Origin of the sequence: Clostridium sp. AF02-29, from assembly GCF_934835585.1 — a bacterium.
In the GTDB taxonomy this organism is placed as follows: Bacteria; Bacillota; Clostridia; order Lachnospirales; family Lachnospiraceae; genus Otoolea; species Otoolea fessa.
On sequence record NZ_CAKVZK010000027.1, the window covers coordinates 17,545 to 42,681 of the forward strand.

A 25,137-nucleotide genomic window follows, 5' to 3' on the forward strand; every position below is an offset into this window, starting at 1 on the left:
ACTCTGAGCCTGCATTTTATGAAGGGGCTGCCGCCAAACAGCTCTTTCGCGCTCCGGCCGCTTCCTGCGTCTTATCTGCACACAGTCCATTCTGCCAAAACACGTTCTGCTATTCCGCAACAACCCCATTCTCATTTCTGTCCTAAATTTTGTAATGATTTTCCTGCCACCCGAAAGCTGTTCCAAGCGTCAGGCTGCCTGTCCCTACTGTGCATCCAGCAGCTGGTTGATCGCATCCTGTGTGCTCGTCATACCATCTTTCGCAGATACCTGACCGCCCAGAATCTGGTCTCTCATATCCAGAAGAAGCTGCTCTGCCTCAAGGCCTGCATCGCCCGGGAATGCGGTCCATGATACAACGCCGTCCATCTGCTCAATCGCTGCATTCATCATTGTGTTCTCAGCCAGAAAATCTTTCAATCCATTTTCTGCCTCTGCCACATCTTTTCTCGGCGGTACATAACCGGTTCCCTCGGTCCATGCTGCCATTGATTCTACGCTGTAAAGATACTTCTCAAACTCCCATGCCGCCTGAATCTGCTCGTCGCTCTGCGCGGTGATGGCTAAGAAACAGCCTCCTGCCGGAACCTTGCGCTCCTTGTCGTTCCACAGCGGGGATTTCACGGTTGCTACGTCAAACTGTGCCCCCTTCTGTACGGAAGCGCGTCTCGCAATGGTGGTGTAAAGCATCGCACAGTTTCCGTCGATAAAGCTCTGGCAGCCCTCTTCCCATGAAACATGAAGGGCAGAACCATCTTTTACCATATCCTGCATCATCTGCATTGCCGCAATGCCGTCCTCGGTTGCAAAGCTTGCTTTTTTCTTGCCGGATGCATCCGCAGTCAACATATCCGCTCCCGCGCTCTCAACCAATGCCTGCTGCGCCCAGAAATCTGCCGGTTCCTGCATATAGAAACCATATTTTCCTGTCTTCTCTTTGACTGTCTCGGCAAATTCCTGTACTTCCTGCCAGGTCTCCGGTCCATCTTCGGAAAGACCCGCTTCTTTTAAGAGATCTTTATTAATGTAGAGAACCGGGCTGCTTAAGGAGTACGGGATTCCGACCTGCTCGCCGTTGCTGTTGACCGCCAGATCTAAGACATTTGGAAGGAAATTGTCGGTTAAGAAATTTGCATCCTCGCTGTCGAATTTATCAATCGCATCCTGCGGTGCCACATAGTCAAAGTTATTGGAGAAATAATCCAGAAATGCCCAGCCAATCTGAACAAGCGCCGGTGTATTTCCGGTCGCCGCTTCCGCCTGCAGGTTCTGCATCAGACCTTTGTACATATCCGGGTTGTATTTCGCTACTACCTCGATGTGGTCATTTTCCTCATTAAATTTCTTTACCAGATCGTCTACGACCAGACCTCCCTGGGTTTCTGCGTTACAGTGCCAGTATTCAATCACCGTTTTATCGCCGGATGCCGTCTTCTCTGCCCCGCTCTCTCCGGACGCGCTCTGTGTGTCGCTGCTTCCTGTCGCTGAGCTGGATGCCTGGCTGCATCCTGCCATCAATGTCATCGTGCCTGCCATCGCAAGCGCCATCAAACGCCTCATACTTACCTTCATTCGTTCTCCTCCTGCTGCGGTGTCCCATCTCCCAGTCTGTCTTACCTTGGAACCAGCCATCTATGTCAAAATCGTGATCGGGAGTCCTTTGCCGCGCTTCTCTTCTGCCAAATCACTTGTGCTGTGTCCAGATTCTATCTTAAAGATGGTCTGTAAAATGCAGGAGGCGATTTATGTAAAAATTATCTATAATTTTTGAAAATTATTTTTTCGAGGTTCTGCGGCATAAAAGAATGTGCCTTTTTGTGTAATGGGGAGTTCTAAGGAATTTCCTATTACACAAAAAACGCCTCTATCAGTTTTTACTGATAAAAGCGTTTTTTATTCTATGTTCCGTTTTCTATGTGTAGATCCGGGCTGCAGTTTCCTTCAAGGAACATGCCAGAGTGAACGCCGCAGAACGCATATTCTTTTACAGACCCGCCCCTTACAGTCTCTTAAGCAGCGCCTCTCTCGCTTCCTCATAGCCCGGTTTGCCAAGCAATGCAAACATATTTTTCTTATAGCTCTCTACGCCCGGCTGGTTGAACGGATTGACGCCCAGAAGGTATCCACTGACGCCGCAGGCAAATTCGAAGAAATAGAAGAGCTGTCCTAAGCTGTACGCATCCATCGCCGGGATCGTCACTTTCAGGTTCGGCACACTGCCGTCGGTATGTGCCAGAATCGTGCCGTTCATCGCACTCTTGTTGACGAAATCCACGCTCTTGCCAGCTAGATAGTTCATACCGTCCGTGTCAACATCTTCTTTCTTCAAAATGACCTCCGCCGGAGATTCAGCCACTTCCAGAACTGTCTCAAACATGATTCTCGCGCCGTCCTGGATGAACTGACCCATCGAATGAAGATCGGTCGTTAAATCAACCGCTGCCGGGAAAATACCTTTCTGATCCTTGCCCTCGCTCTCGCCGTAGAGCTGTTTCCACCACTCCGATACATAGTGCAGGCTCGGCTCATAGTTTGCCACAATCTCGACCTGTTTGCCCTTCCGGAGCAGAATGTTGCGGACCGCCGCATATAACAGAGCAGAATTCTTCTCAAACGGAGTCTCCAGTGCATTCTTTCTCGCGTCTGCCGCGCCCTGCATCAACGCATCTATATCCGCGCCGCTGACCGCGATCGGAAGCAGACCGACTGCCGTCAGGACGGAGAAACGACCGCCAACATCATCCGGAACCACGAAGGACTCGTAGCCCTCTTCATTTGCCAGATTCTTGAGTGCGCCCCGCGCCCGGTCTGTCGTCGCGTAGATTCGCTTGTTTGCCTCTTCTTTACCATATTTCTCAATCAGCATCTCCTTAAATACACGGAATGCGATCGCCGGTTCCGTTGTCGTACCGGACTTGGAAATAATATTGATAGAGAAATCTTTTCCATCGACCAAATCCATCAGATCATGGATGTATTTGCTGCTGATGCTATTGCCAACGAAGTAAATCTCCGGTGTTTTTCTTTTTTCTTTCGGAAGATTATTGTAAAAACTATGGGACAGGAACTCGATCGCCGCTCTTGCGCCCAGATACGAACCGCCGATACCGATTACCAGCAGGACATCGGAATCCTTCTGAATCTTCTCCGCCGCTTTTTTGATGCGTCCGAACTCTTCCTTATCATAGTCCACCGGAAGGTCGATCCATCCAAGAAAATCATTGCCCGCGCCGGTCTTTTCTACCAGCGTCTCTCTTGCCGCCTGCACGCCCGCCTTGATACCGGCGATCTCTTCCTCATGAATAAATGCAGCTGCTTTTGAATAATCAAAGATCACATCTTTTCCCATATGTTTCCTCTCCTTTGCATTTCAGCCGTCCGCAGGCGGCGTGATTACTTTGTCAAAAACTTAACTTATCTTTATTATAGCAATCTGGACACCCGTGTGCAACCAGTTTTCAGTTGGAATCATCATTTACAACCCCGATAAATACTCCCTCATAATATCCCCCAGAACCTGCGCCTCCTCGCGGCTCAAACCTTTCATCCAGTCACCCGCATTTGCCTCGCCATTTCGTGTTTTCCGCGTATCCCGGCTTGCTGCAATCTGGTCGAGGCTCTGCTTCAAATACTCCATTTCCTTGTCGCCGGGACGCTCCTTCGCTTCCTGCCTGGGACCCGTATTGTTTTCCGTTTCATTTCCTGATACCATCCGGCGATCCGTAAGATGCTCATCTGTCTCATGCTTGTCCCGTTCCTCCGGTTCGCGCGGTGCAGTGCGAACTGCCCGCATCAGATTCTGTGCCCGTGCATCCCGCTCACGGAACGGATTCACTCTCATCGCTGTCCGCGATTTTCCTTTTTCAAACTCCGTTTCTCCCAGATCCCGGTTATCCGTTTCAGCACCATCCCGACCGCTCACGCCGCGATCTGCCCGCAGAGTACTCTGCCGCCATTTCGGCATTTCCCGCACATTCGAGTCCACGCCAGCAATTCCGCCGGATACTCCAGAAGCTCCGGACATTTCCTGTCCGCGCGTCTCCTTCTCACGTGCCGCCCGAAGGAACACCGAATTATCCACATACTCCAAAAGCGCCGTTTCCAGCCGCTGCTGTTTCTGGTCAATCTGGAAACAGCTCTCGATAAATGCCAGAAACAGACCGCTCATGACAGCTGCCGACGCATACAGCACAATATAGCTCGCATCCAGCTCATACCAGTATGCCAGAAATGCCTCCACTGCTCCGGTCAGAAGCCCTAAAAGCACCATTTCCATTGACACGCCGTTCCACGCATCCAGCGAAATATGTAAAAATGAAAATCCGTCAATCTGCTTGTCCAGATATGCCTGCGTGTTCACGATGTTCTGTCCCAGGCGGCAGGTATTTTCCAACCGCTGCTTCAGATTTTGAAGATTCTTGTTCCGGGTCATCGCCATGTTGTCAGTTTCTTTTAATAATCTTTTGTAGAGGCTCCGTGTAATCAACTTGCTGACAAATCCGATCATTCCGATTGCCGCAAGAACGGACAGCGCTTTTCCAGTTTGTAAAAATTCCAGCATAAAAAAGCTCCCCTTTCTCTACTTCCGGATCACTTCCGGGTGGCTTGCCACAGGTCAGGTTTAGGCGCTTCGCAGTTTGTCTCTTGCAATTTGCTTTTCACATTCTGCTTTTTGCATTCTGCTTTTCACATTCTGCTTTTTGCGCCCTGTCAAATCCCGCCTGCATCGTGGCTTTATTATATCCGCCGAAAGAGTCTTTGTGAAGATGAGAAATGGGAAAATCGTTCGTCAAATTCTGCCTTAATTCGATTTTTAATAGGTATTTAAACAAGCAATATCATTAAGTTATACTATATGTTTCCACATATGGCAAACATTTGTTCTGTGTTTTGCAAAAAATTTGGCACACCTAACTCATCACGAAAGTAACGAGAATGCGGTGTGCCGTTTTTCAAATTTTCGTGCTTATGAATTTAATTATGCCTCATAACGAGATGCCATCTCTAATAAGAGGTTTACCGAATGCTTGATCGCCTGCGCTTCAAATGCCGCATAGTCCATACCCGCACTGTCATCTGCCTTATCCGAAATGGCACGGATGATCAGAAACGGGATTCCGTTTAAATATGCCGCCTGTGCGATCGCTGCGCCCTCCATCTCGGTACAGCTTGCGCTAAACTGCTCGATCAACCACTCCTTTTTTACCTTATCCGAGATAAACTGATCGCCGCTTACCACGCGTCCCGGAAATGCCTGAATCTCCGGATTTACCTTCTGGTTGCACTCAATCGCCAGCTCGCGCAGCTTCTCATCCGCCTCAAATGCAAAGGTATCTACACGCGGAATCTGTCCGATCCGGTATCCAAATCCGCTCGCATCCATATCATGCTGCACCGCATCCGTCGATACAACGATATCGCCAATGTTAATCTCCGCGCGCAGGGAACCGGCGATACCTGTGTTCACAATCGCACTGATATGGAACCGATCCGCCAGAATCTGACTGCACATACCTGCATTTACCTTGCCGATACCAGAGCGAACCACAACCGCGTCCTTTCCGCCCAGTTTGCCCTGATAAAAATCCATACCGGCTACACTTGTCACGGTGACATCCGTCATTTTCTCCTTGATCTGAGCCACCTCTTCATCCATCGCTCCGATGATTCCTAACATCTGTTTGTCCTCCTGTTTTTTCTATCATTCATCCTTCTATCCTTTTTAACGCGACCGTATCTTCTCAAAAGTATACTGGATTTTTGTTATCTTGACAACACCTTTACTGGCAGACTATAATCATTTTACTGCGGTGGATTCCCGCCACAGCAGATTAAAACACATACCATTTTGAGGAGGTTTTACCATGACATACAAGACAAAGGGAGTCTGTTCCCGTGAGATCAATTTTGAAGTAGAAGATAATAAAGTAAAGAATGTTCAGTTCGTCGGTGGCTGCTCCGGCAACACACAGGGCGTTGCCCGCCTGATCGATGGCATGGATATTGACGAGGCAATCTCCCGCATCGAAGGCATCCAGTGCGGCTTCCGCCCAACTTCCTGCCCGGATCAGCTGGCACAGGCGTTGAAGGAGTATAAGGCGAACGTGAAATAAGTATCTTTTGGTCGATTCTTTCACGCCCGCTGGCATAGTGAAAAACCATTTTAAAACCCCCACCTGAAAACATCTGGAATTTTGAATCCAAAAATTCCTGGATGGTTGCAGGTGGGGGTATTTATATAATCGCTTTTTTCATACTATTTCGTGTTACAAATATAGATTTCGTAACACTGTCCCCGTTGGGAATTAGTCGCCGTATTCGGTGATCATTACACCCTTTGTCTTTGTCATAAATGACTGTCCTTTTCCATTAGACTCAACATAATGAATTCCTACTACTCTATACTTATAACCTGTTTTCTGATTTTTCACTGTAAAATCATTTGTCATTCCAGACAAATCTTCTGTAGGAAAGTCTTCTTTACTTGCATCATACGTATATCTAGAAACTTCTACCCATTTTCCACCTTCTTCTCGCTGTAAAACTGCAATGTTTTTTATTTTATCACATTCTACATGCGCTAGTGTTTGAATAAAAATTCCAATGTCTCCTTTTCCTAAATTACTGATGCTGGTCATTGCTGTGTCAATAATACTTCCTCTTGGTTCTATTCCTTTAGCAATTCCTTCTGATGTATCCTCATCTACCACGCGCGAAATGTCATAATCTGCCTTTTCAATATTGATTCCATCAATACCTTCAATTTCTGCTGCGTAACTTGACATAGCACTCGCTACCATAATTAATCCTGCGCATATTAATGTATATAATTTCTTTTTCATAATTCCTCCTTAAACTAATCTTCTAAAATCAAATTTTCAACTATTTTTTTGAATTCCTTTTTAGGCATTATTCCTGAAAGTTGATAATACATATCTCCCTTTACAATATACGAACTATATTCGACTTTTCCATTGTCTGTTTTAGCCTCATCTATGTATATTTTTTGTTTCAAGAAATCATTATAAATACTTTCTTTCTTCTTCCTATCAGACACAACATTTGCTGAATTACCCACATCACCTATTCGTTGAAAAAATTTTATTTTATACTGTGCATAATCAAAATATATTACAGCCCACTTTTCTCCTATATCTATTTTAATAAATTTCATACCCGCAGGTATATAAACCAGCTTTAACGGATGAATATCTGTTTTTTTAACTATTTCTTTGTATGCTTTATCTAGTTCATCTTCTCCCTGAACAGTATCCACATTATTCAAAACAATATCACTCCGCACACTATCCCGTTCCCGCACCACATACCGATACTCCCTCTTCGCCCCAGCCGAAATCCCCATCGCCACAACCATCACTGCGATAGCGGCGGCAGCTACAGAGACTTTCACAATCGTTTTCAACCGGCGTGGTTTGCGAACTTCTTCGTGCAGTTTGACAATGTTCTCGCTGGATGATTCTTTTTCACTTTCCGGGCTTGTTCCCACCTCCGCTTCTAACTTGGCCATCAACCTCTCAAAGCCATCTTCTGATTCTGGAGGTATGTCGCTGTCTTTTACTTCCGTCTGTGCAAGGATAAAATCCTTCAACAGCTGATCTTCGCTGACTCCAAACGCTTCCTGCAGCAGGCGCTCTGCATCTTCTCCAGCTTTTTTTCCGCGCCGCCTTCTGCTCACTTTTTATCCCTCCTATCTGTCCTCCCTCTAACTTTTAGGTTGACTTTTCTTTTTTTCCGTTTACTATACTAAATGTAACCCTTTGCGGGTATGATAAAGCATAAAAACAGTTGTTTTCAGGTTATGGTTGTCCCCTCACACCGTAACCAGCGGCTGATGTGTGGAGGAAACTACTATGAAAAAAATCATTCTGACCGGCGGTGGTACTGCGGGTCATGTTACACCGAATCTCGCCCTGCTTCCGGCACTGCGCGATGAAGACTTTGAGATTCACTATATTGGTTCTTATAACGGCATTGAGCGCCGCCTGATCGAGGCAGCCAGCATCCCTTACGATGGAATCTCATCTGGAAAACTGCGCCGTTATTTTGACCTTAAGAATTTTTCAGATCCGCTTCGCGTTCTGAAAGGATACTTTGAGGCTCGCAAGCTTATGAAAAAATACAAACCGGATATCGTCTTTTCCAAAGGCGGTTTTGTCGCTGTTCCGGTCGTTCTGGCTGCCAAGCATTATAAAGTGCCTGTCATCATCCATGAATCCGATATGACCCCAGGACTGGCAAATAAAATCTGTATTCCAGTCGCTTCCAAGGTATGCTGCAACTTTCCGGAAACACTTAAATATCTTCCGGAAGATAAGGCGGTTCTGACCGGTTCCCCGATCCGTGAAGAGCTTCTGCACGGGGATCGTCTGGCGGGACTCCAGTACGCCCATCTTTCCGCCGATCGCCCAGTAATCCTGATCATCGGCGGAAGTCTCGGCTCCGTCACGGTCAATCAGGCTGTCCGCAGCATTCTTCCGCAGCTTCTGAAAACCTATCAGGTAATACATATCTGCGGAAAAGGCAATCTGGATGAGTCTCTCATCGGCACCGAAGGATATGTTCAGTATGAGTATGTGGATAAACCACTCCGCCATCTCTTTGCAGCGGCAGATCTGATCATCTCCCGCGCGGGCGCAAATTCCATCTGCGAAATTCTGGCACTCCGCAAACCGAACATTTTGATCCCTCTGTCGGCTGCTGCCAGCCGCGGCGACCAGATCTTAAATGCCAACTCCTTTGCAAAACAGGGATTCAGCACCGTTCTGGAAGAAGAAGTTTTAACCGCAGATACTCTCAGCCAGGCAATCGAAGAGACCTATAAAAATCGCCAGCAGTTCATTGATAAAATGTCTGAAAGCCACTTAAACAATGCTGTCAAAACCATCATGGGGCTGATTCATGATTGCACACGCAGTTAGTAGCATTGCTACGTTTGTATAGTACAAGACTAAAACACTGAATATGTAAGCTTATCATCACATCGGACAGATTCGAAACGGCTCTGCTTCGATGTGATTTTTAAATATCAAACAGCTTTGCCCTCAACACGCGCTTCTGCAGTTCTGCTTTTGCCCTGTAAAGACGTGTACAGCATACCGTTGATTTGATTTTCAAAACCGCACAGGCTTCTTCCGCCGTCAATCCCTCCAGAACACGGAGAATCAAAACATCCCGCCAGTCCTTCTTCATAGATTTGACAATCTTCCATACGTTCCAATAGATATCCCTATCGATAACCTCCTGATCCAGAAGCTGAATTCCTATCTCCCCTTCCAAAAGAAGGTTCATAATCTCTTCTTCCGCATCCGGATCTTCCAGATGCAGCATCTCGCGGCGCCGCATCTGCCTCCGATTATCGATCCACTTGCTCCGTAAAATGCGGATCAGTAAAACCAACTTTACTTTATGATCCAGATCTAACGAATAGCGCTTGTAATATTCAATGAAAGCTTCATGCACCATATCCTCAATGTCATCGTACCCTACTCCAATTCTATACGCATATTTCTTCAGTGGTACCAGGTACTCTCTGTAAAGCGCTTCAAAAAGCGCCATTTTTTCATTCTCATGGTGCATATCCAAACTCCTATCGCGTCAGTTCTTCGCGGATGGAGCTACTAATTTCTGCCAGCTCTTCCGGCGTTGCTTTTCCTGGCGCCCATGTCACCATATCCGGTCCATTTTCATATCTCGGAATAATGTGTACATGGAAATGAAAAACTGTCTGTCCTGCGGATATGCCATTGTTCTGAACCACATTGAACCCCGTGCAGCCCAGTGCTTTCTTCATCGCCGCACCAATCTTTCCAGCTAATGGAAGAGCTTTTGCCGCAATCGCCGGATCCAGCTCACATAAATCTTTGAAATGCTGCTTCGGCAGAATCAGCGCATGTCCCTTCGATGCCGGTCCTAAATCCAGAATCACACGAAAATCTTCATCTTCATAAACCGTTGAGGATGGAATCTCTCCGCCAGCGATCTTACAAAAAATACATTCTTTGTCTGTCATGTCGGTCTCTCCTTCTCTCTATGCTTCTCCATTCACTGGAAAAGCGGTATTTTCTTTTGTCACTTGGCTTGAAACTTCCATGTCAAGTGCCTTTATTATAGCATATCCCCAGGGCTTGTTCTATGTAAATTTGCAGAAACGCGAAATTGATGTACTTGCAAAATAATTCACATCAATTTCGTGTTTTTGGTTATTATTTCATATTTTCAGATAATTTATCGGTGTTCCCAAAATTTATATCCGACATCCGCCAGATAAATGGAATCCCCATTCCCCAAACTGACTGTTTCATTTGCCTGAAGCGGATAGCCATTGACCGATGTTCCATTGGTTGAATTGAGATCTGTCAGAATGTATACGCCCTCCTTCTGATCGATCCGCGCATGAAGACGACTGACGGTCGGACGGTCAATACATGCGTCCGACAGCCCCGGATGTTTTCCAAGTGTAAATGGAATATAGGAAATCTGAATCACTGTTCCTCCGGCTTCCACCGGCTCTAAGCGCACCGTTCCTTCCCCATTCTTTGAGGCAGACAGAAGCGTAGTCCCCGCTTCTCTCGCCCGCTCTATCTGTGCTTCTTCTTCTCTTCGAAGTTCCTGCCGATAAGCTTCTTCACTCTCCGGATAGACCTGCCAGCGATTTTCAGGCGTTGTCTGCTGCCAGTCTTGATATGATAGATCCACTTCCGTGCTTTCCTCTCTATCCTCTCCCTGACCTCGATTTTTCTTCCTGCCACCATATACCTGCCATTTTCTGCGGGCTGCCAACATCTCCCTCAAAAACACGATTCCCCCGATGCCGCCGCTGATTGCATACAGCCATACATCCATTTCTCCCGTCACGTACCAATACACAATGCCAGCTGCCACCGCGCTTCCAAGTACCTTTATCCACCTGTTCTGCCATTGTCCCTTTTGTTTTCCACCTGCCCTTTCAGACTTTTCCCCCACTTCATCTGAGTTCTCTACCGACTCCAGGTTCTTTTTCATCGTTTTCTCCTGATACAACGCTTCCTGCCTATATTTCCAATCCTTCCTGGCTGGCGTTTGAGTGTCAGAAGCCATTTTCCCAGATCGAGATTCCAACGTATCCCTCCGATTTTGCTCCGCTTCAAGCCACTCCTGCCGATCCGCCCACACTCCCGCCGTCTCAGGATCCCCCTCATCCTCGTTTCGTTTTTCTGCCGAAAAGATCCGATCTTCCCCCGAAAGCTGGCGCAGCAGATCTGCCGTTCCGTAATTCTCCCGCAGACTAATCTGGTACAGATTATACGCTAATACAACAGCCTCCCGATCCTGATGATCCGCACGTTCCAGAAGATACCCCAGCAGTTTTGAGAGCGCCTGCGGCGCCTCTTCCCGATGCCCCGGAACCAGACATAATTCCACAGTAAAATGATCGGGTTCCAGATACAGATATTCCGGATCCAGCAAAAGCTGTTCCTCTTTTAACAGGTACTCTTCCACCCGCTTCAGAACCGCCAGCACACCAAGCAGAATCGACCGGAGTTCTTGTCCCGACAAGGTCCGTTTTTCCAACACCCGTCTAAGCGGCTGTCTCGACGTTATCTCATAATAATATTCTCTCGCCTCCTCCGTCTGGCGGACCCGGAACTTCAAAAGCCCTTCGATGGCATTCGCCGACAGCATCTGTACCGCATAGCCCGTTTCTTCCTCCGGCGCTTCGATTATCATATAATTATGATTCATTTCCCGGCTATACCGAATCTCCATCCCGTATCCTCCATCACTCTGCATTTTCCAACACTGTCAGCAAACGGAGCGCCCGCTCCGGCTCCTGTCCGCGCAGGGATATCTCCGTCTCTGTACTGCTCTTTACCCTTCCGTCCAAGTCTCCCCCATCTTCCCGGATCGTCAAAACTGCATCCCCGCACCGGAAGAATCCACGCAGGCGCTGTCCAGCTCTGCTGCTTATCTCCCCCACAGTCATTCCATCTCCCCGCAACGTTTTTTCCTCCCGATACAGGCACCGTTCCATCGCCTCCTGCAGGACAAAACGCCCCGTAATCCTGCCATGCACCTCAAACACCCCATTTAACAGTGCCGCGATAAAAAAGAATGTAACCGCCATCACAAACGAGGCTTCCACCGTATAACTGGCAGAAACCTCCCGCTTCATCCAAGAGATGCTATCAGCATCCAAATCCACACCGGAAGCACACACGGCAGAAATGGCAGCTTCTTTTTCCGCATTTTCTCCCATAGACCATTCCCCTTTCCGCCAAGCAGTGCCGTAAGCATCCAGACACCTCCTGCCAGACTGCTCACAAATACAGCTCCCATCAAAAGTTCAAGCGTCCGCCATCCCCCCAGATAGCACCCAGTGATCAGAAAAAAGCAGCCATCTCCCAGTCCGACCGCACCTTTCGTCTGCCGCTCCATCCAGAACAAAAAAATCCCCGGCAGCATTCCCAAAAGCCATACCGTTATCTGCAACGCACTTTTTTTCCAATCCCATCCATCTTTTATAACCGACAGCACACACCGTATCATTGTAAGCGCCATTCCTGCCGTTCCAAATCCATATAGCCAGCTTACGCGTATCCGTTTTCTATGAAGATCCTGCCAGGAAAAAACCATCAGAAAAAGGGAAAAAACAACCGCACAGAGGAAACATACTGCACTTTCCAAATCCATCCGCGTAAATCCCATGAAACTTATCCCTGCACTGTTTTCCATCACTCCGCCCTCTCACCCCTCCTTGATTCTTTCCGCCATCCGCACCTATCCACTTCCACAGTATGAACACACACCCATATATTCCACCTCTGATCGCCGCACCTTCTGCACATAATATGCCAATGACGAACAGTCCTGCTTTCCATGGTAAACCTCGCCGGACGGAAGAATATACACCAGACCTCCCGCCGACACCGTCTTTCCACAGTATCTGCAAGCCTTATAACGGCATCCCCCGCTGTTTCTAAGCACCCCCGAAATTACATCTGCATACGCAGCCGCGGTGATCTGATTCGATATATAATGGCACGAAGGCGAGAGATGGTAGCGCATACTGTCCCGCCCCACATAGACCCATTTTCCCTCCGGTTCTGAACCGTTTTTCTCTGAGAAATACCCGCCTTCCGCCCCAATCCATCCCCGCTTCCGGCTCCGGGAAGTAAGCGTCACATGGTCAAGCGCAAATACCGAGAACGGCAGCCGCACCTGATAGGAGGCGCGCAGGTCAATCCATTCTCCATCTTCCGATACGCGGCTGGCGCCACACTGGATATTGGACACTTTGTTCCCGCCCGCTGTCTGAATCTTCTCCTTTAAATATCCCTGCAGGATAAGCCCGGACGGAAGTTCTGACCAGCCCCCCGTTCCCTTTTCTCCTGCCTCTGCCTCTTTTCCCGCCTCCATTTCTGCCGGATGCACCGTATGGGATGTCCGATACACCTGCCATCCCAGTTCCCGCCCCGTCACTTCCAGCACCGTCTGCACCTTTCTCTGAGTATCCAGTATTTCCATCGGAACTGACAAGAGAATCACCGTAAACATAAACAATGTCAGACTAAGCGCCGCCTCAATCGTCAGGCTCGCACACAGGGAAGCAGAGGACAATGCCCTTTTCCAGGGTCGTTTTGTTACTTGGGCTCTATGCCGCCGAAGGACGGGTATCCCGACCGCACAGATACTTTCATTTATTCGTTTTGTTAGGTTAGTTGTCATCATCTTTTTACTGGCTTTCTTTATGTACTTGGAGAGGCACATTCACTTGCATCATCTCCTGAAAAAGGACACTGTCCTCCACTCCCCTGTAATTGTGTTTAATATTCCTTCTGGGACGTTCTACGAAGCGGTATCAACGTTCCCTGTGCCGCATAGGACACACTTACCCCATACTGGCACTGATCCATCCGAAATCCCGGCTCTTTTTCTGAAATGCGGTTCTGAATCATATCCATCATCCGGTAACAGAAACGGCTCTTTCCCTGTATCAGGAAAAAGAGTTTCAGCCAGTCCTGATAGTCCAGCCCTCTGTCATCTGTCCCATTTTTCAATGAAGGATCCGTCCCCGTTTCCAGAAAGATGGACGCGCCCTTTTCCGTCAGAGCAGAAAGCGAAATCTGCCACTCCCCCGGCTGTTTGAAAAAAGGAATTTTTCCGCCCGCCAGCAGAACCTTCACATCTGCCACCGACTCTGCAAACGCCCAGACTGTCATGATAAAGAAGGATGCCGCCGCCGTGATCGGTGTGATTCCCGCCAGCCCCGTGATTGCCAGCGCCAATGCTTCCGCCTCCGACCGTTTTTCAGAATCCGCATATAAAGCTGCCAGATTCACCGCCTCGCGCACAGCCAGAAGTTCATTGACGGTGCGTTTTAAATTTTCCCGCTCCGACGCATTTCCCTGTAAGAGATATTCCTGCTCATAATGGACACTTCCCGTCTTTTCCTGCCCGAACCGGGTAAAAAAATGCGCCGCATACGCATCTAAAAGAGCCCGTTCAAGCCCCGCCGTCCAGACATCCCCAGATGTCCCCCGCTTTCCGCTCTCTCCGCCTGCATACAATGCCGACGGAAATGCCGCGGTCGAAATCCAGTTTTCTGAAATCACAGTTCCCGCCGGCACACAAAGACTCAGCAGATCCGTCCCCGACAGGCGGCTGACTGCTTCCAGCACATTCATTTTTTTCTTGTCTCGGACTGCCGGAACCCGGAAACGTCCATCCTTCTGAAAACCCGCTGTGATCGTCAGAACCGGCGCCCACAGCGCTTCCTCGTCCAGCTCATCGTCCTCATCGTCAGGCTCCCAATCATCGATATAATCCTGTATCTCCTTCCCTTTCCGGACTGCTTCTGCAACCACCTCTTCATTTCCGTGAGCCGTCTCTTCTGTCTTTTTTACCTCCTGGCGGCGCGCTCCATCCGCATCCAAATACGAACGATACCCCCGCATCTCCTCCTGTACCATGCCCCAGGAGCCTTCTTCCAGATCCGGCTGGGCTTCCTGCGCCCCCTGCTCCGATCCCTGCAATTCTTTCGCAAGCCGGTCCGCCTGTTTTTCATACGCCGCAACCAGCCCCGGAATCTGCTTTAATTCTTTCTCTAAGCTTTCCGCCGATTGAAAGAACGAGCTTCCATCCGCCTGGCGGACCGCTGCCTCCATCTCCTCCAGATGTTTCTCCTGTTTTTGCAGGCAGGCTCCGATCGCCTCGATCGACTCTTCCAGACGCAGCACTTTTCTGCCATTTTCCTGATATCCTTCCGCAATTCCATGAACCGCCCTTGCTTCCGTCATCCGTTTTTCCATCTCAGGCAGTTCAGACTCCTCACTTTCCAGCGTCCAGACACCCACTTTCATATAATCGGTAACTTCCTTCGCAAAGAAATCCCCATTATGCCCGGTGATCGCATCCATCGCTTCGATCTGTACCTTGCCACCGCTGACCGGATAAAAGGGCGCTGCCGCCAGATATGTTTCCATCTGCGGCTCCATCTCCGCCGCCAGGCGCTCTTTATCCGCACATTCCAGCACAAAAATCCGGTATTTATCCCAAATCTCCCGGTGATAACAGCTCATCAGCGAATCCAGTGAGGAATTGAGCGCCATCTGCATATACCAGCCGCTTCCGGCTGCCCGGGCGGACTCAAACAGCCCGCCCATCAGCGCACAGATACAGGTCAGAATCAAACTCAGGAAAACTGTGATTTCCCCGCAAACTTCCTTTTCTGTTTCAATGTGCCGTTCTGCCCGGATCAATATACCTCCTTCGACTTGCTGTTGATCTGTTTAAAGATATTTGTAAGAAGCGTATTAATCTGCTTTTTAAAGACAATGACCAGGCCGATCAGCACCACCATAAAATCCAGTACCTGCCCCGGAATGCTTGAAAATACTTGTTTTATCTTTCACATCACTCCGATGTGTAAATTATTTTTCTTTTTAATTTAGTAAAAAAGCAGACTCTTGGATATCCTCTTGTCCAAAAGTCTGCTCTCTTACTTTATGTAAAATTATCTATTTTCTTTCAACCTCTGATTTTCCTCTTCTAGTAATTCTATCTGCAGCTCTAGCTCTTTAATTCGTCTCTTGTATAAAATCATTTGTCTTTTCAGCTGTTTATTAACTTCCTCAGTTGCTCTATCAAAAATTGCCTTTTTAGGATTATAACATTCCCCCTGCTTCAACTGTGCATCTTCTACCATTTGTTTGGCCTGTAAATTTCTATAAAAATAACTTCTATCAACTCCTGCATATTTTGCCAATGTAGTAATCGAGATCCTCTCCTTTCTTCGGAGCATCGCATCAATCTCTCTCTGAATAATTTCTAAATTCTCTTTTTCTTGTTGTTTCTTGAGACCTACGATTTTATCATACTTCATTTAACATCACTCACACCTTTCTGTTGCCTTCGCAAAGTATCTAACTCTGATTCCAGCTTTTGATTTTCCGCTTTCAATTTTATAATTTCAATTCTCATAGCTAACAACTTTTCCTTATACTCTTCAAGGAGTTCCGCTTCGTCTATGTTCATTTTATAGCTTTGATTTTGAATATCAACAGCTTTATGTACTTCTTCTTTGATTTTTTCATTTCTGTAGAAAAACGAGTTAGATAATCCTGTTCTTTTGCATAATCCGGAAACTGTAATCCTTTCACCCTCATTACGCATTCTTTGAATTTCTTCCATTGCTAGTTTTACTTTTTGCCTACTTTTCTCCTGGCTCATTTCGATGATTTTATTTGCCTTCATCCTTAATCACAACCTTTATAGTTTTTTTAACAATGCAATTTCCTTTCGATCCAACCGTTTCTTCAATGTGTCCACCTCTTTTTGAAGTATACTGCACTTTTGGAGAAGCTGCTCATTTTCAACCTTTAACCTTTGATTCTCTGACTGACAGCTGTTAAAATCCTTCTTCAATTCCTGAAAATTATAACCCACAACATTTGTTTCTTCAGATGGCTGCTGTACATCTATCCGCCGTGGCAGTTTGACAGCTTCCTCAAGTCTCTGACGGACTTGCATATTCTTATAAAAAAATCCTCTTGATAAACCTGTCCAACGAACCAATTCTGTTACAGATATCGGCATCCCTCTGGCACTCATATCATCGATTGCCCGAATCGCCTTTTTTATTTTCTGCTCACTCTCAGCTTTGTTAACGGCTATCATCTTATCATATTTCATATCCATCCCACTCCTTTACCACATCCATTAAAATCATATCGATTTTCTCTCTGACTGCCCTCGTTTCATCCGCCATTATCTTGTTCCCAATCTTTCGGTAATGATGTACACTTTGTAATGTTTTATGCCCCAAAAGCCTTGCGATCATCCAGTCGTCGATATGCATTTCTGTCAGCTTTTTCCCATAACAATGTCGGAATGTATGTGTTCCAAAATTCAGCAACTCTCCATTCTCATCCCGAATATCATTTTTCCTAATCATCTGCATGACTCGATGTTGAAGCATGCTATACTGAAATGGTCTCAATGGATCCTCTTTTTTTACAAAAATATATTTTGTCTTTCCATAATGTTCCTCGGTATAATCAATTGACTTTATAATAAGCTGTGCTATTTCATCACTAATTGCTTTTTCAAATGTAATTGATTTTACCTGCTCGATTCGTATAAAATATCGATTTTCTCTTATACTCAAACAGTCTGTTTTTAGTGTAAGCGTATCCGAAATTCGTGTTCCCAGCAGCTGATGAAGGATTAACGCCCTCGCTATTTGTTCATCCATCTGAAAAATGTTTTCATTCAGCTTCTTTATGGTTTCGTCCGAATAAAACTTAAATAGATATCTTGGCGTGCTAGGAAAATCTGTACTTATAAATAGGTTTTTGATATCCTGCCTATCATAATGATTTCCCACATCTTCAACTACCCTTCGTAGACCATATAAATCAGAGCGATAATTTTTCCTTTCCTTTGCCTCTGTCTGAAGATAGATCAAATAGCTTTCCATAATATCCCGTGTCAAATCTAGTAATGATATAATCTTAGGATACCTTAATTCCAGATATCTACAAAATCTTTTAGTCGCTACCACCTCAGCCATAATACTTCCTATTGCCATATATTTCAAATGCATAAAAATTACTGTTTTAACTTCTTTTCGGATTGTTATTTGACTAATTCCTTTAAAATTTATAGTCTTTACATTCTTTATCGGGTTGCTGCGGAGAGGAAATTCAAACTTGTCCAATTCCCACACATCTCTCTCCTGTTCTAAGCACCCCCCATCTTTCTGAGAATACCTCAGAATTTTCTTCATATGCTTTATTATGCCAGGTGTTTCTGTTGCTACAATTTCATAAACGCTTCGATACTTCTTACTTGTAAGGGCATATCCCTTTTCCATCATCCAACTCTTTAGCTGCAAAATAATCTTATTCTCGTCTTCATATCTCAGGATTTTAATATTCTTTTCTATAAGAAAATTCCGGATATTATTAAAATATAATATTTCAGATGCCAAACTACTTGGAGCAAGTTTCTTTCCCCTTTCCCAGACAAAATCTTCTAGGAGCTTTCTTACTTCTTCTGACGGAAGTCCCTCCAGGTCGAAGTAACGGTCTTTCCGAACCCTCATTCTCTTTTTTTGTTCTTCAGTCGCATTCTTATAGCAGTCTAATTCATAGATATGTATCTTATTTTCCAGTTTTTTCACCCCGTTTCTTTGGAATAATTCCAGTTGCAAGAAGATTTTCTGCCTGATTGAAATATTCCTTATTCGCCTGTTCGATCCGTTTAGGCATGTAGTCTATATACTGCTTTGTCATATTTTCATTGTTATGCCCTAAATAATCCCGAATCGTCTGAATGGACACTCCTTCATCATAGAAACTACTTGCCAATGTATGCCTGTAATCATGCGTCTTGAATGTTTCGCCCGAAATATGTATTCCATACTTCTTACAATTTGCTTTGAAGCCCTTAACAAATGTACCAGTCCTATATGCCCCGCCATCCTTTGATTTAAACAGGAAATCGGTAGGTTTAATATGATGCTTTTTTATATAAATTTTCATAATTTGATAAAGCACCAATGAAATTGGTATCATTTTTTCCGCTTTCATTTTGATTTGATAAACCTTAATCCATGCATCTTCCCCAGCCCAATAATATGCACCTCCTTTTAATGTACACACTTCACTGATCCGTAATCCTGTTGCCCATAAATTTAGAAAAATAAGTCTTTGTACCTCTGGAAAAAACTTCAGCCTTTTTAATATTTCCATATACTCATCTTCCTGAACACTTCGATCATGGTGATATGGAAAAACTTTCTGGATGTAATAATTCGGATCAAAAATTATTCTCTTGATATGTCCTTTAGCATTTAAGTACACAAAAAATCTGTGAATATCAAATATCTGTCTGTTTACTGTTTCTGCTTTAATTTCCTCTTCCTGCAGAAGTTTGAAATACTCTGCTATCTGTTCTTCCGTAATTTCACATATGGATTCCAATGTGTTAAAGTAAACTAGAAATTTTTTAATATAACACAATTGATTTCGTATATTTCCAAGTGCTAAATCACCGATACCTACTTGATATTTCATATACTCTTGCAGCAATTCTCTGTTTCTCTCATTCGTCACTTCGTAAAAACTGAGTCGCTGCACAGGATTGCTTGGATTTACACGCTCTGGTGCAAAATTGAATCTTTCCATATACCAGACATTTGCATACCAGTGAATTTCTTTTCCACTCATAAATAGTATTTTGCGGCTGTTATCCACAATCTGCATACTATTCTTCACATTTGCAACTTTCCTGGCTACAATTGTTTCCAATTTCTTTATTTGCTCCAGCTCAAGCCGCTCGATATCTTCAATTCCTTCCTCTACGCAAAACTCATACATCCACCTTAAAGGAAGAAGATAGCGCACTCTTCGATCCTTGCTGTCTTTTATATTTCTTAAGGCATAGCACAAAATCTGAAAAATTTGTTTTTTTAAAGTTTCCGGCGCCTTTTGACTAAAATCCCATACCAGTTCGCTTTTATCTTGGATATAATCAAAATCTGATGCTATGTCCTGATCCGGTATATAGGGAAGAAAAATCACTTGCCCTTCATACTTGAGCCGCTCTTTATTTCTTCCAGAAAGGGTTTCCATTTCTTTTCGGATATCAAACTGCTTGATCCGATCCAATGTCTTCAAATATTCAAGGCCTTTCGAGGAAGTTTTTGTCCTGCGCAGCTCACTTTCATACAGTTCTCTGATTCTATAATCAATTTCCTTTACATGATGAATTCTCTGTCTTATCAAGAAATTCCTGACATTTCCTTTCAAGCGTTCTTGCACTGTATTGCACTGCTCAATTTCATTCAACAACTCTTTATACTCTTCTTGGATGAGAGTCTTCTTCAAATTTCGCAGGAACCCAGTTCGCTCAAATACCTGTTTCTTTGTAAAGTTCCCTGTTTCACGCAAAAAGATTTTATAATTACGGAAATCCTGTTCTTCTATAAGGAAAACATCATATATCCCTACACCTTTTAGGTAGGACTCTGCACACTCCCAGTATGTACTCGGTACATTTATATCTGTTATCAACTGGTTGTGAAGATAATCCGCTTTATCCTGTGATTCCGTATTCAATAATCTTAATGCAGTCACATACTTCTCCTCCTTCCCTAAAGTAATTTGTCAATTTCATAAATGGACTGATGTTTTCTATAAAATTCATCACTGACATCCATCAACTCCTGATCCGATATATTTAAATATCTCATTGTTGTTTCTATATTTCGATGCCCAAGCGCTTGACTGATAAGTTCCAGCTTCCATCCAGCCTTCCGGCGAGCATTTGCAAAATAATGCCGCAGCATATGTGGTGTTACTTTAATCCCAGTCTTCTTCTGCAGCCGTTCCATCAATGCATAGACGCCTGAGTCCTGCATCGGTTTTCCTGCATAATCTCCCGAAATGTTAATAATCAAGTATTCCTGCTGGAAAATAAGGTCTTTATATTCCTCTATATAAAACTGCAGAATTTCAAAGGTGGCATCGCTGATTTTTGCCTTTCTGTATTCTGCATTCTTAGCCCTGGCTCCATTTTCATTATCTTCTCTAAAATTGACATACAGCAAGTGTCTCCCATAATCAATGTCTGTCGCATACCGGACTCCCAAAAGTTCCCCGATGCGAAATCCCGTTTCTGCTAATAATAAAAGCAGGATTTGATCGCGACAATTGGCACATGCCTTTAATAAAATCACGATCTTATCCTGCTCTATGGTCTTCCCTATATGTCCTTTTTCCTGTAGATATCCATGAAATGTATTCCGATATAATGTTCTTTTTACTCCCACTGAATTATGTACAATAATTCTCATATCAGAGAGGACTTTCAATTGCTTTGTAGATTCATCCCGCTGTCCAGAAAATCTATAAAATCGGAACACCTCTTTTAAATATGCATTACAGGTCTCATTATATGGTTTCTTTTTATAACTATCTCCACTATGCAATCCTGCCTGTAACCATATCAAATAGTCTGTAAAGTGTTCCTGCTGCTTATCATATGGCATCTCCCATACATCATCTAACTGAATGCCAGTCTCATCTATATAATTCAGATAGTATGAAATGGCTCCTGCACTTCTTCTGATAGTGTTAGGTGACAATTTTGATCTTTTTTTATGCATTAGATACTTGGAGGGCAGTAACACTATGTCTTGGCTCTCCTGTTCACGAATGAAATAATATTTTTCGTGATTATCTATCTGGGAATCCACAATATACCTTGCCATATTACTTTACTCCTTTCCTCTAACGCTATACACAGTATACCGTGTTACTCTTCTCATAGCTATCACACAATGTAACAATCTTTCCTTTTCAAACGAAGCATTATCAATAAACAACGTCAATCGATTTGATAACTCCCTGCTATTCCAAATGCAATACCTGCAGTTAACAAAAATCCAATAATTCCAACTGCCGCAACAATCAATATCCCAATCATGATCGTTCTACCTCCTCAACAATCTCTATAACATCTGACATTCTGCCATCGTAACCTCTTCATCTTCCATAGCAAAATATTCATCTGCCACATTGCGTTCCACCGCCAAAATCTCTCCAGCCTCCTTCTCTCCCAGCTGGATCGGCGCCAAATACTCAATAATTCTCCCACATAATTTCTGGTCCGGACAAACATCCAGCATCCCCATACAGGTATTCACAATCAGGCGATCCAACACATCGGTAATCACTATTTTTTTAGCATCATATCCTCTCGCACCGATAAAATTTGCCAAGTTCTCCGGGGTCAGTGCCAACATATATTCTTTTCTGGCTCCCCCACCATATGGATACTCATAGGCATATCCCATCGTTTCTGTGTCCATGATCCGTTCTACCATATTCTTTTCTTCTGCTCTCATAAAATCTTTCTCCTATTTTTTCAACTGCCAAACTCAATTTTCCCTTCCAATGGCGAATATGCATCGACATCATAGCTTTCCTGAAGGATCTGAAATCTTGCGAGCTGCATGGATGATCTGGACAGCCTGCCACGGTTTACAATCAAAAGAACATCTACCTGTTCTTTCTGAACCGCTTCTATAAAATGACGAAATCCATTTCGATTCCAAAGCGGAGTTATCCCCACATCACTGGAACTTCCAACCAGTTCAAATCCCATCTGCTCTCCATAATCAATCAGCTGTTTAAACTGACTTTTTAATGCACCATTTCTATCTTCCGGTGCATCAATCGCACAATAGATCCACGCACGTTTTCCCTGACCCATTCCTGCCTCCTGCTCCTTTTCCAAACACCCTTTATGTTCTTCTCTGTACTGTTACACCAAAACTCACGAGAATTGCCTCATCTACTTTACGCATCATGGCTCCACTCAGACTTCCTACATACCCTCTTAATCTTATCCGGTCAATCGTCCTTACCTGCTCCAATAAAATAACAGAATCATTATGGAGGCCTCTTACATGATTTCCCAATTCGATATGTGTAGGTATCCAGTGCTTATTAGGCCGACTTGTAATTGCTGCCACAATGACGGTTGGACTGTAACAATTACCAACATCATTCTGAATAATCAAAACCGGCCGGATTCCCCCCTGTTCAGAGCCTATTACCGGCATCAGGTCTGCATAATATATATCTCCTTTTTTTATCGTAACACTTCCCCTCCTTCCATCTACTCTGGACTACGAATGTTCCTACTCTTTATGAAAAGTCTCTATCTCTATGTAATTCTGCCGTCATATGGCAAATGCCCTTTCTCCAGCTTACGCTGATGACCTCGCCTGCCAAAAGTTCATCAGTTCGGATTCCCTTTCCCAGCTCCTTCTTGGCTGCTTCTTTCTGCCCTTCCAAAAGTATGGATTTTACCTGGTCAGAATTCAGAAATAAATATCCTTTCGACGTCATAAAATGAAAATTGCTGTCAGAATATAATTCCATAAATTCTTTGACACGCATATACATCTTCCTCCTTATCATTTTGTGATTTAGAACACAAGGATAGCGGCAGCCTTATCCAGCTGATCTATCTTTCCTTTTCCGCTGGATAAATATAAAGCTACCGCCATAGTTTCTGTTAAAAATCACTTGTTCTTCATTTTCAAAAGTCCCTATTCGACACAACTTCCCGGAACCAGATATCGGAAATACTGATATTCCTGTTACAACCGATATCTTTGGGCGGCAACACTGACCAGCCATGGCTTAAGGCTGTCATGGGATTGTTCCCCTCCGAGGGTCTCTCCGAGCCGCCCTCATTGCGTGTTCCCGTTTTGCGGGGCTGTGACTGGACGGAAGTATCATTATAGGCTGTTCAGGTCATTGCAGGCAGTCTGCCAAAACTGCTTTAAGGACAAATTTTTTTCGCTCTGCACCTTTGATGTCATCTTATTGACAGACACTCTGACTATCTGCAGGTGGTCGTGGCGGATTTTCCTTTGTGCTTTTCCTTTTGGGCTGAACAACTAAGGTATCTGTATTGCCGGATATGACTGTTTCACACAGTTTTTGCCAAAGAACAGAAAGAGAAATCAGTCCCCTTCACTTCTTTCCACGCTGGCAGAGAAGTTTGAGAACCAAAAACAGAAAAATAATTAAAATAATTTTCTCAGTTTCTCTAAAATCTTCTGTCTCCGTTTGTTTATCGCCTTCTGTGACAATCCAAGTACCGAAGCTACCTCCCGTTCCGTCCGTTCCTCAAAATAGAGTTCCTGAATCAACCACTGTTCTTCTTTCGAGAGTTCTAAAAGGAATTTATGTAACTGTTCACACTCTATTTTTTTCAGAATCTGATCCTCAACACTTCTGTTTTCTTCTGGAAATTGCACAGCCATTTCCTGCAGGCGTTCATAGGAATCCTCTCTGCTAGGAATGGTCATTTTCTCTCCTGTTTTAGGATCTACGATATTTCTTGCTCTTTTTAAGTCATATTCCTGATACTGCATTTTTCTTTCACTTGTTCTCAATACAGCGATTACTTCCTCGCTGGCTTCCGGATACATTTTTCTAAAATCCGGTATCTTATACGGTTTTGCCATGTTCCTGTCCTCCTTAGTTTTCGTTGGGTGGTGAAAACGAAGGACAAGTGGCGGACTACGACATAGGTTTCTGGCAATCCTCAAGCAAGAGCTCTTCTCCATACGCTGCTCCTTAGAAAAAAAGAAGCCAACGGGAGGATCCCGCTGGCTTTTAACAAATTTGAAATTGGATACAGCGCACAAAACACTATAAAAAAAGACCCCATACATTTCTGTATGAGATCTTCTCGCTCAGCACACTGACCATCCAGTGTACTGACTATAACATGAGAGAAGTCGGACTTTCAGTAGGACTATTGTCGGACTTTAGTCGGACTATTTAATTGATATGAAGCGTTCTCGGTTTGCTTCCGTCACTTTCAATCAGATGTTCTTCCTTCAATTGCCGAAGATAACCATGCACAGTTGATGGGGAACGATACCCTAAACCTTTTCCGATATCCCGCACAGTAGGCGGATATCCATACCTTTTTATGTATTGCTCAACAAAATACAAAACTTCCATTTTCTTTTTGTTGCTCATAAAACCACCTCTCCTCTATTCATAAAGTAACGGTTCTTCCAAAGCCTGTTTGATTTGAGGAAGA

At 44.7% G+C, this 25,137-nt stretch carries 28 protein-coding genes; 2 read left to right on the plus strand and 26 right to left on the minus strand.

Features of this window, described 5'->3' with window-relative positions:
• Positions 1-204: 204 nt before the first annotated feature.
• The 4 genes from PUQ60_RS07975 to PUQ60_RS07990 all read right to left on the minus strand — a co-directional run bounded on the left by PUQ60_RS07975 (position 205) and on the right by PUQ60_RS07990 (position 5,677).
• Positions 205-1,572: an ABC transporter substrate-binding protein gene (locus PUQ60_RS07975; RefSeq protein WP_273379938.1), complete on the minus strand. Its 1,368-nt coding sequence runs from the start codon at positions 1,570-1,572 to the stop codon at positions 205-207.
• Between the two features lie 427 nt (positions 1,573-1,999).
• Positions 2,000-3,349, minus strand: coding sequence for a glucose-6-phosphate isomerase (locus tag PUQ60_RS07980; RefSeq protein WP_270487867.1), 1,350 nt, complete (start codon positions 3,347-3,349; stop codon positions 2,000-2,002).
• A 126-nt stretch (positions 3,350-3,475) separates the two neighbouring features.
• Entirely contained in the window at positions 3,476-4,561 is a 1,086-nt protein-coding gene (locus PUQ60_RS07985) for a hypothetical protein (RefSeq protein WP_273379936.1), read from the minus strand.
• Between the two features lie 417 nt (positions 4,562-4,978).
• Positions 4,979-5,677, minus strand: coding sequence for a 5'-methylthioadenosine/adenosylhomocysteine nucleosidase (locus PUQ60_RS07990; protein ID WP_273379935.1), 699 nt, complete (start codon positions 5,675-5,677; stop codon positions 4,979-4,981).
• Positions 5,678-5,864: 187 nt separating this feature from the next.
• Here PUQ60_RS07990 and PUQ60_RS07995 point away from each other — a divergent pair, with 187 nt between their 5' ends.
• Complete coding sequence (locus PUQ60_RS07995; protein WP_022360027.1) at positions 5,865-6,113, plus strand: TIGR03905 family TSCPD domain-containing protein; 249 nt, start codon at positions 5,865-5,867, stop codon at positions 6,111-6,113.
• A gap of 192 nt (positions 6,114-6,305) precedes the next feature.
• Here the strand turns inward: PUQ60_RS07995 and PUQ60_RS08000 are convergent, their stop codons facing one another.
• Complete coding sequence (locus PUQ60_RS08000) at positions 6,306-6,842, minus strand: DUF6147 family protein (protein WP_273379933.1); 537 nt, start codon at positions 6,840-6,842, stop codon at positions 6,306-6,308.
• A gap of 14 nt (positions 6,843-6,856) precedes the next feature.
• On the minus strand, positions 6,857-7,696 hold the full coding sequence (locus tag PUQ60_RS08005) for a DUF4367 domain-containing protein (RefSeq protein ID WP_273379931.1): 840 nt from the start codon (positions 7,694-7,696) through the stop codon (positions 6,857-6,859).
• 175 nt (positions 7,697-7,871) lie between these two features.
• On the opposite strand from PUQ60_RS08005, the gene PUQ60_RS08010 reads away from it, so the two are divergent.
• On the plus strand, positions 7,872-8,939 hold the full coding sequence (locus PUQ60_RS08010; protein ID WP_273379929.1) for an undecaprenyldiphospho-muramoylpentapeptide beta-N-acetylglucosaminyltransferase: 1,068 nt from the start codon (positions 7,872-7,874) through the stop codon (positions 8,937-8,939).
• A 100-nt stretch (positions 8,940-9,039) separates the two neighbouring features.
• Here PUQ60_RS08010 and PUQ60_RS08015 read toward each other — a convergent pair whose 3' ends face one another.
• From PUQ60_RS08015 to PUQ60_RS08110, 20 genes are all read right to left on the minus strand, one after another.
• Positions 9,040-9,597, minus strand: a complete 558-nt coding sequence (locus PUQ60_RS08015) for an RNA polymerase sigma factor (RefSeq protein WP_227589698.1) — start codon at positions 9,595-9,597, stop codon at positions 9,040-9,042.
• Between the two features lie 10 nt (positions 9,598-9,607).
• Complete coding sequence (locus PUQ60_RS08020) at positions 9,608-10,030, minus strand: HIT family protein (RefSeq protein WP_022360422.1); 423 nt, start codon at positions 10,028-10,030, stop codon at positions 9,608-9,610.
• A 215-nt stretch (positions 10,031-10,245) separates the two neighbouring features.
• Positions 10,246-11,766: a DUF6382 domain-containing protein gene (locus PUQ60_RS08025; RefSeq protein WP_273379923.1), complete on the minus strand. Its 1,521-nt coding sequence runs from the start codon at positions 11,764-11,766 to the stop codon at positions 10,246-10,248.
• A gap of 13 nt (positions 11,767-11,779) precedes the next feature.
• Positions 11,780-12,172, minus strand: coding sequence for a hypothetical protein (locus PUQ60_RS08030; RefSeq protein WP_273379921.1), 393 nt, complete (start codon positions 12,170-12,172; stop codon positions 11,780-11,782).
• Positions 12,169-12,558, minus strand: a complete 390-nt coding sequence (locus PUQ60_RS08035; RefSeq protein ID WP_273400853.1) for a hypothetical protein — start codon at positions 12,556-12,558, stop codon at positions 12,169-12,171. The genes PUQ60_RS08030 and PUQ60_RS08035 overlap by 4 nt, the downstream gene beginning before the upstream one ends.
• A gap of 219 nt (positions 12,559-12,777) precedes the next feature.
• A complete protein-coding gene (locus tag PUQ60_RS08040) occupies positions 12,778-13,617 on the minus strand; it encodes a hypothetical protein (RefSeq protein ID WP_273379917.1) in 840 nt (279 codons plus the stop codon).
• 206 nt (positions 13,618-13,823) lie between these two features.
• Positions 13,824-15,758: a DUF5702 domain-containing protein gene (locus PUQ60_RS08045; protein ID WP_273379915.1), complete on the minus strand. Its 1,935-nt coding sequence runs from the start codon at positions 15,756-15,758 to the stop codon at positions 13,824-13,826.
• Positions 15,755-15,859, minus strand: coding sequence for a Flp1 family type IVb pilin (locus PUQ60_RS08050; protein ID WP_118652612.1), 105 nt, complete (start codon positions 15,857-15,859; stop codon positions 15,755-15,757). Before PUQ60_RS08050 ends, PUQ60_RS08045 begins: the two co-directional genes overlap by 4 nt.
• Positions 15,860-16,012: 153 nt before the next feature.
• Positions 16,013-16,381, minus strand: a complete 369-nt coding sequence (locus PUQ60_RS08055) for a DUF6262 family protein (protein WP_055650664.1) — start codon at positions 16,379-16,381, stop codon at positions 16,013-16,015.
• Complete coding sequence (locus PUQ60_RS08060) at positions 16,378-16,752, minus strand: DUF6262 family protein (RefSeq protein ID WP_273417113.1); 375 nt, start codon at positions 16,750-16,752, stop codon at positions 16,378-16,380. The genes PUQ60_RS08055 and PUQ60_RS08060 overlap by 4 nt, the downstream gene beginning before the upstream one ends.
• A gap of 15 nt (positions 16,753-16,767) precedes the next feature.
• A complete protein-coding gene (locus PUQ60_RS08065) occupies positions 16,768-17,190 on the minus strand; it encodes a DUF6262 family protein (protein ID WP_002593737.1) in 423 nt (140 codons plus the stop codon).
• The gene (locus PUQ60_RS08070) at positions 17,180-18,682 is read right to left on the minus strand and encodes a tyrosine-type recombinase/integrase (protein WP_273417112.1); all 1,503 of its coding nucleotides are present in this window, start codon (positions 18,680-18,682) and stop codon (positions 17,180-17,182) included. The genes PUQ60_RS08065 and PUQ60_RS08070 overlap by 11 nt, the downstream gene beginning before the upstream one ends.
• Complete coding sequence (locus tag PUQ60_RS08075; RefSeq protein ID WP_273417111.1) at positions 18,663-20,639, minus strand: site-specific integrase; 1,977 nt, start codon at positions 20,637-20,639, stop codon at positions 18,663-18,665. Before PUQ60_RS08075 ends, PUQ60_RS08070 begins: the two co-directional genes overlap by 20 nt.
• 17 nt (positions 20,640-20,656) lie before the next feature.
• Entirely contained in the window at positions 20,657-21,775 is a 1,119-nt protein-coding gene (locus tag PUQ60_RS08080; protein ID WP_273417110.1) for a tyrosine-type recombinase/integrase, read from the minus strand.
• 240 nt (positions 21,776-22,015) lie between these two features.
• Positions 22,016-22,411, minus strand: a complete 396-nt coding sequence (locus tag PUQ60_RS08085; RefSeq protein WP_008400335.1) for a hypothetical protein — start codon at positions 22,409-22,411, stop codon at positions 22,016-22,018.
• A gap of 20 nt (positions 22,412-22,431) precedes the next feature.
• Positions 22,432-22,779 (minus strand): recombinase family protein, encoded by a 348-nt coding sequence (locus tag PUQ60_RS08090; protein WP_273417109.1) that lies wholly within the window; start codon positions 22,777-22,779, stop codon positions 22,432-22,434.
• 31 nt (positions 22,780-22,810) lie between these two features.
• On the minus strand, positions 22,811-23,164 hold the full coding sequence (locus PUQ60_RS08095; protein WP_038292372.1) for a type II toxin-antitoxin system PemK/MazF family toxin: 354 nt from the start codon (positions 23,162-23,164) through the stop codon (positions 22,811-22,813).
• Between the two features lie 52 nt (positions 23,165-23,216).
• Positions 23,217-23,471 (minus strand): hypothetical protein, encoded by a 255-nt coding sequence (locus PUQ60_RS08100; RefSeq protein ID WP_273482905.1) that lies wholly within the window; start codon positions 23,469-23,471, stop codon positions 23,217-23,219.
• 635 nt (positions 23,472-24,106) lie between these two features.
• Positions 24,107-24,550: a sigma-70 family RNA polymerase sigma factor gene (locus PUQ60_RS08105; RefSeq protein ID WP_002593746.1), complete on the minus strand. Its 444-nt coding sequence runs from the start codon at positions 24,548-24,550 to the stop codon at positions 24,107-24,109.
• A gap of 319 nt (positions 24,551-24,869) precedes the next feature.
• Positions 24,870-25,073 (minus strand): hypothetical protein, encoded by a 204-nt coding sequence (locus PUQ60_RS08110; protein ID WP_002593747.1) that lies wholly within the window; start codon positions 25,071-25,073, stop codon positions 24,870-24,872.
• Positions 25,074-25,137: the final 64 nt, after the last annotated feature.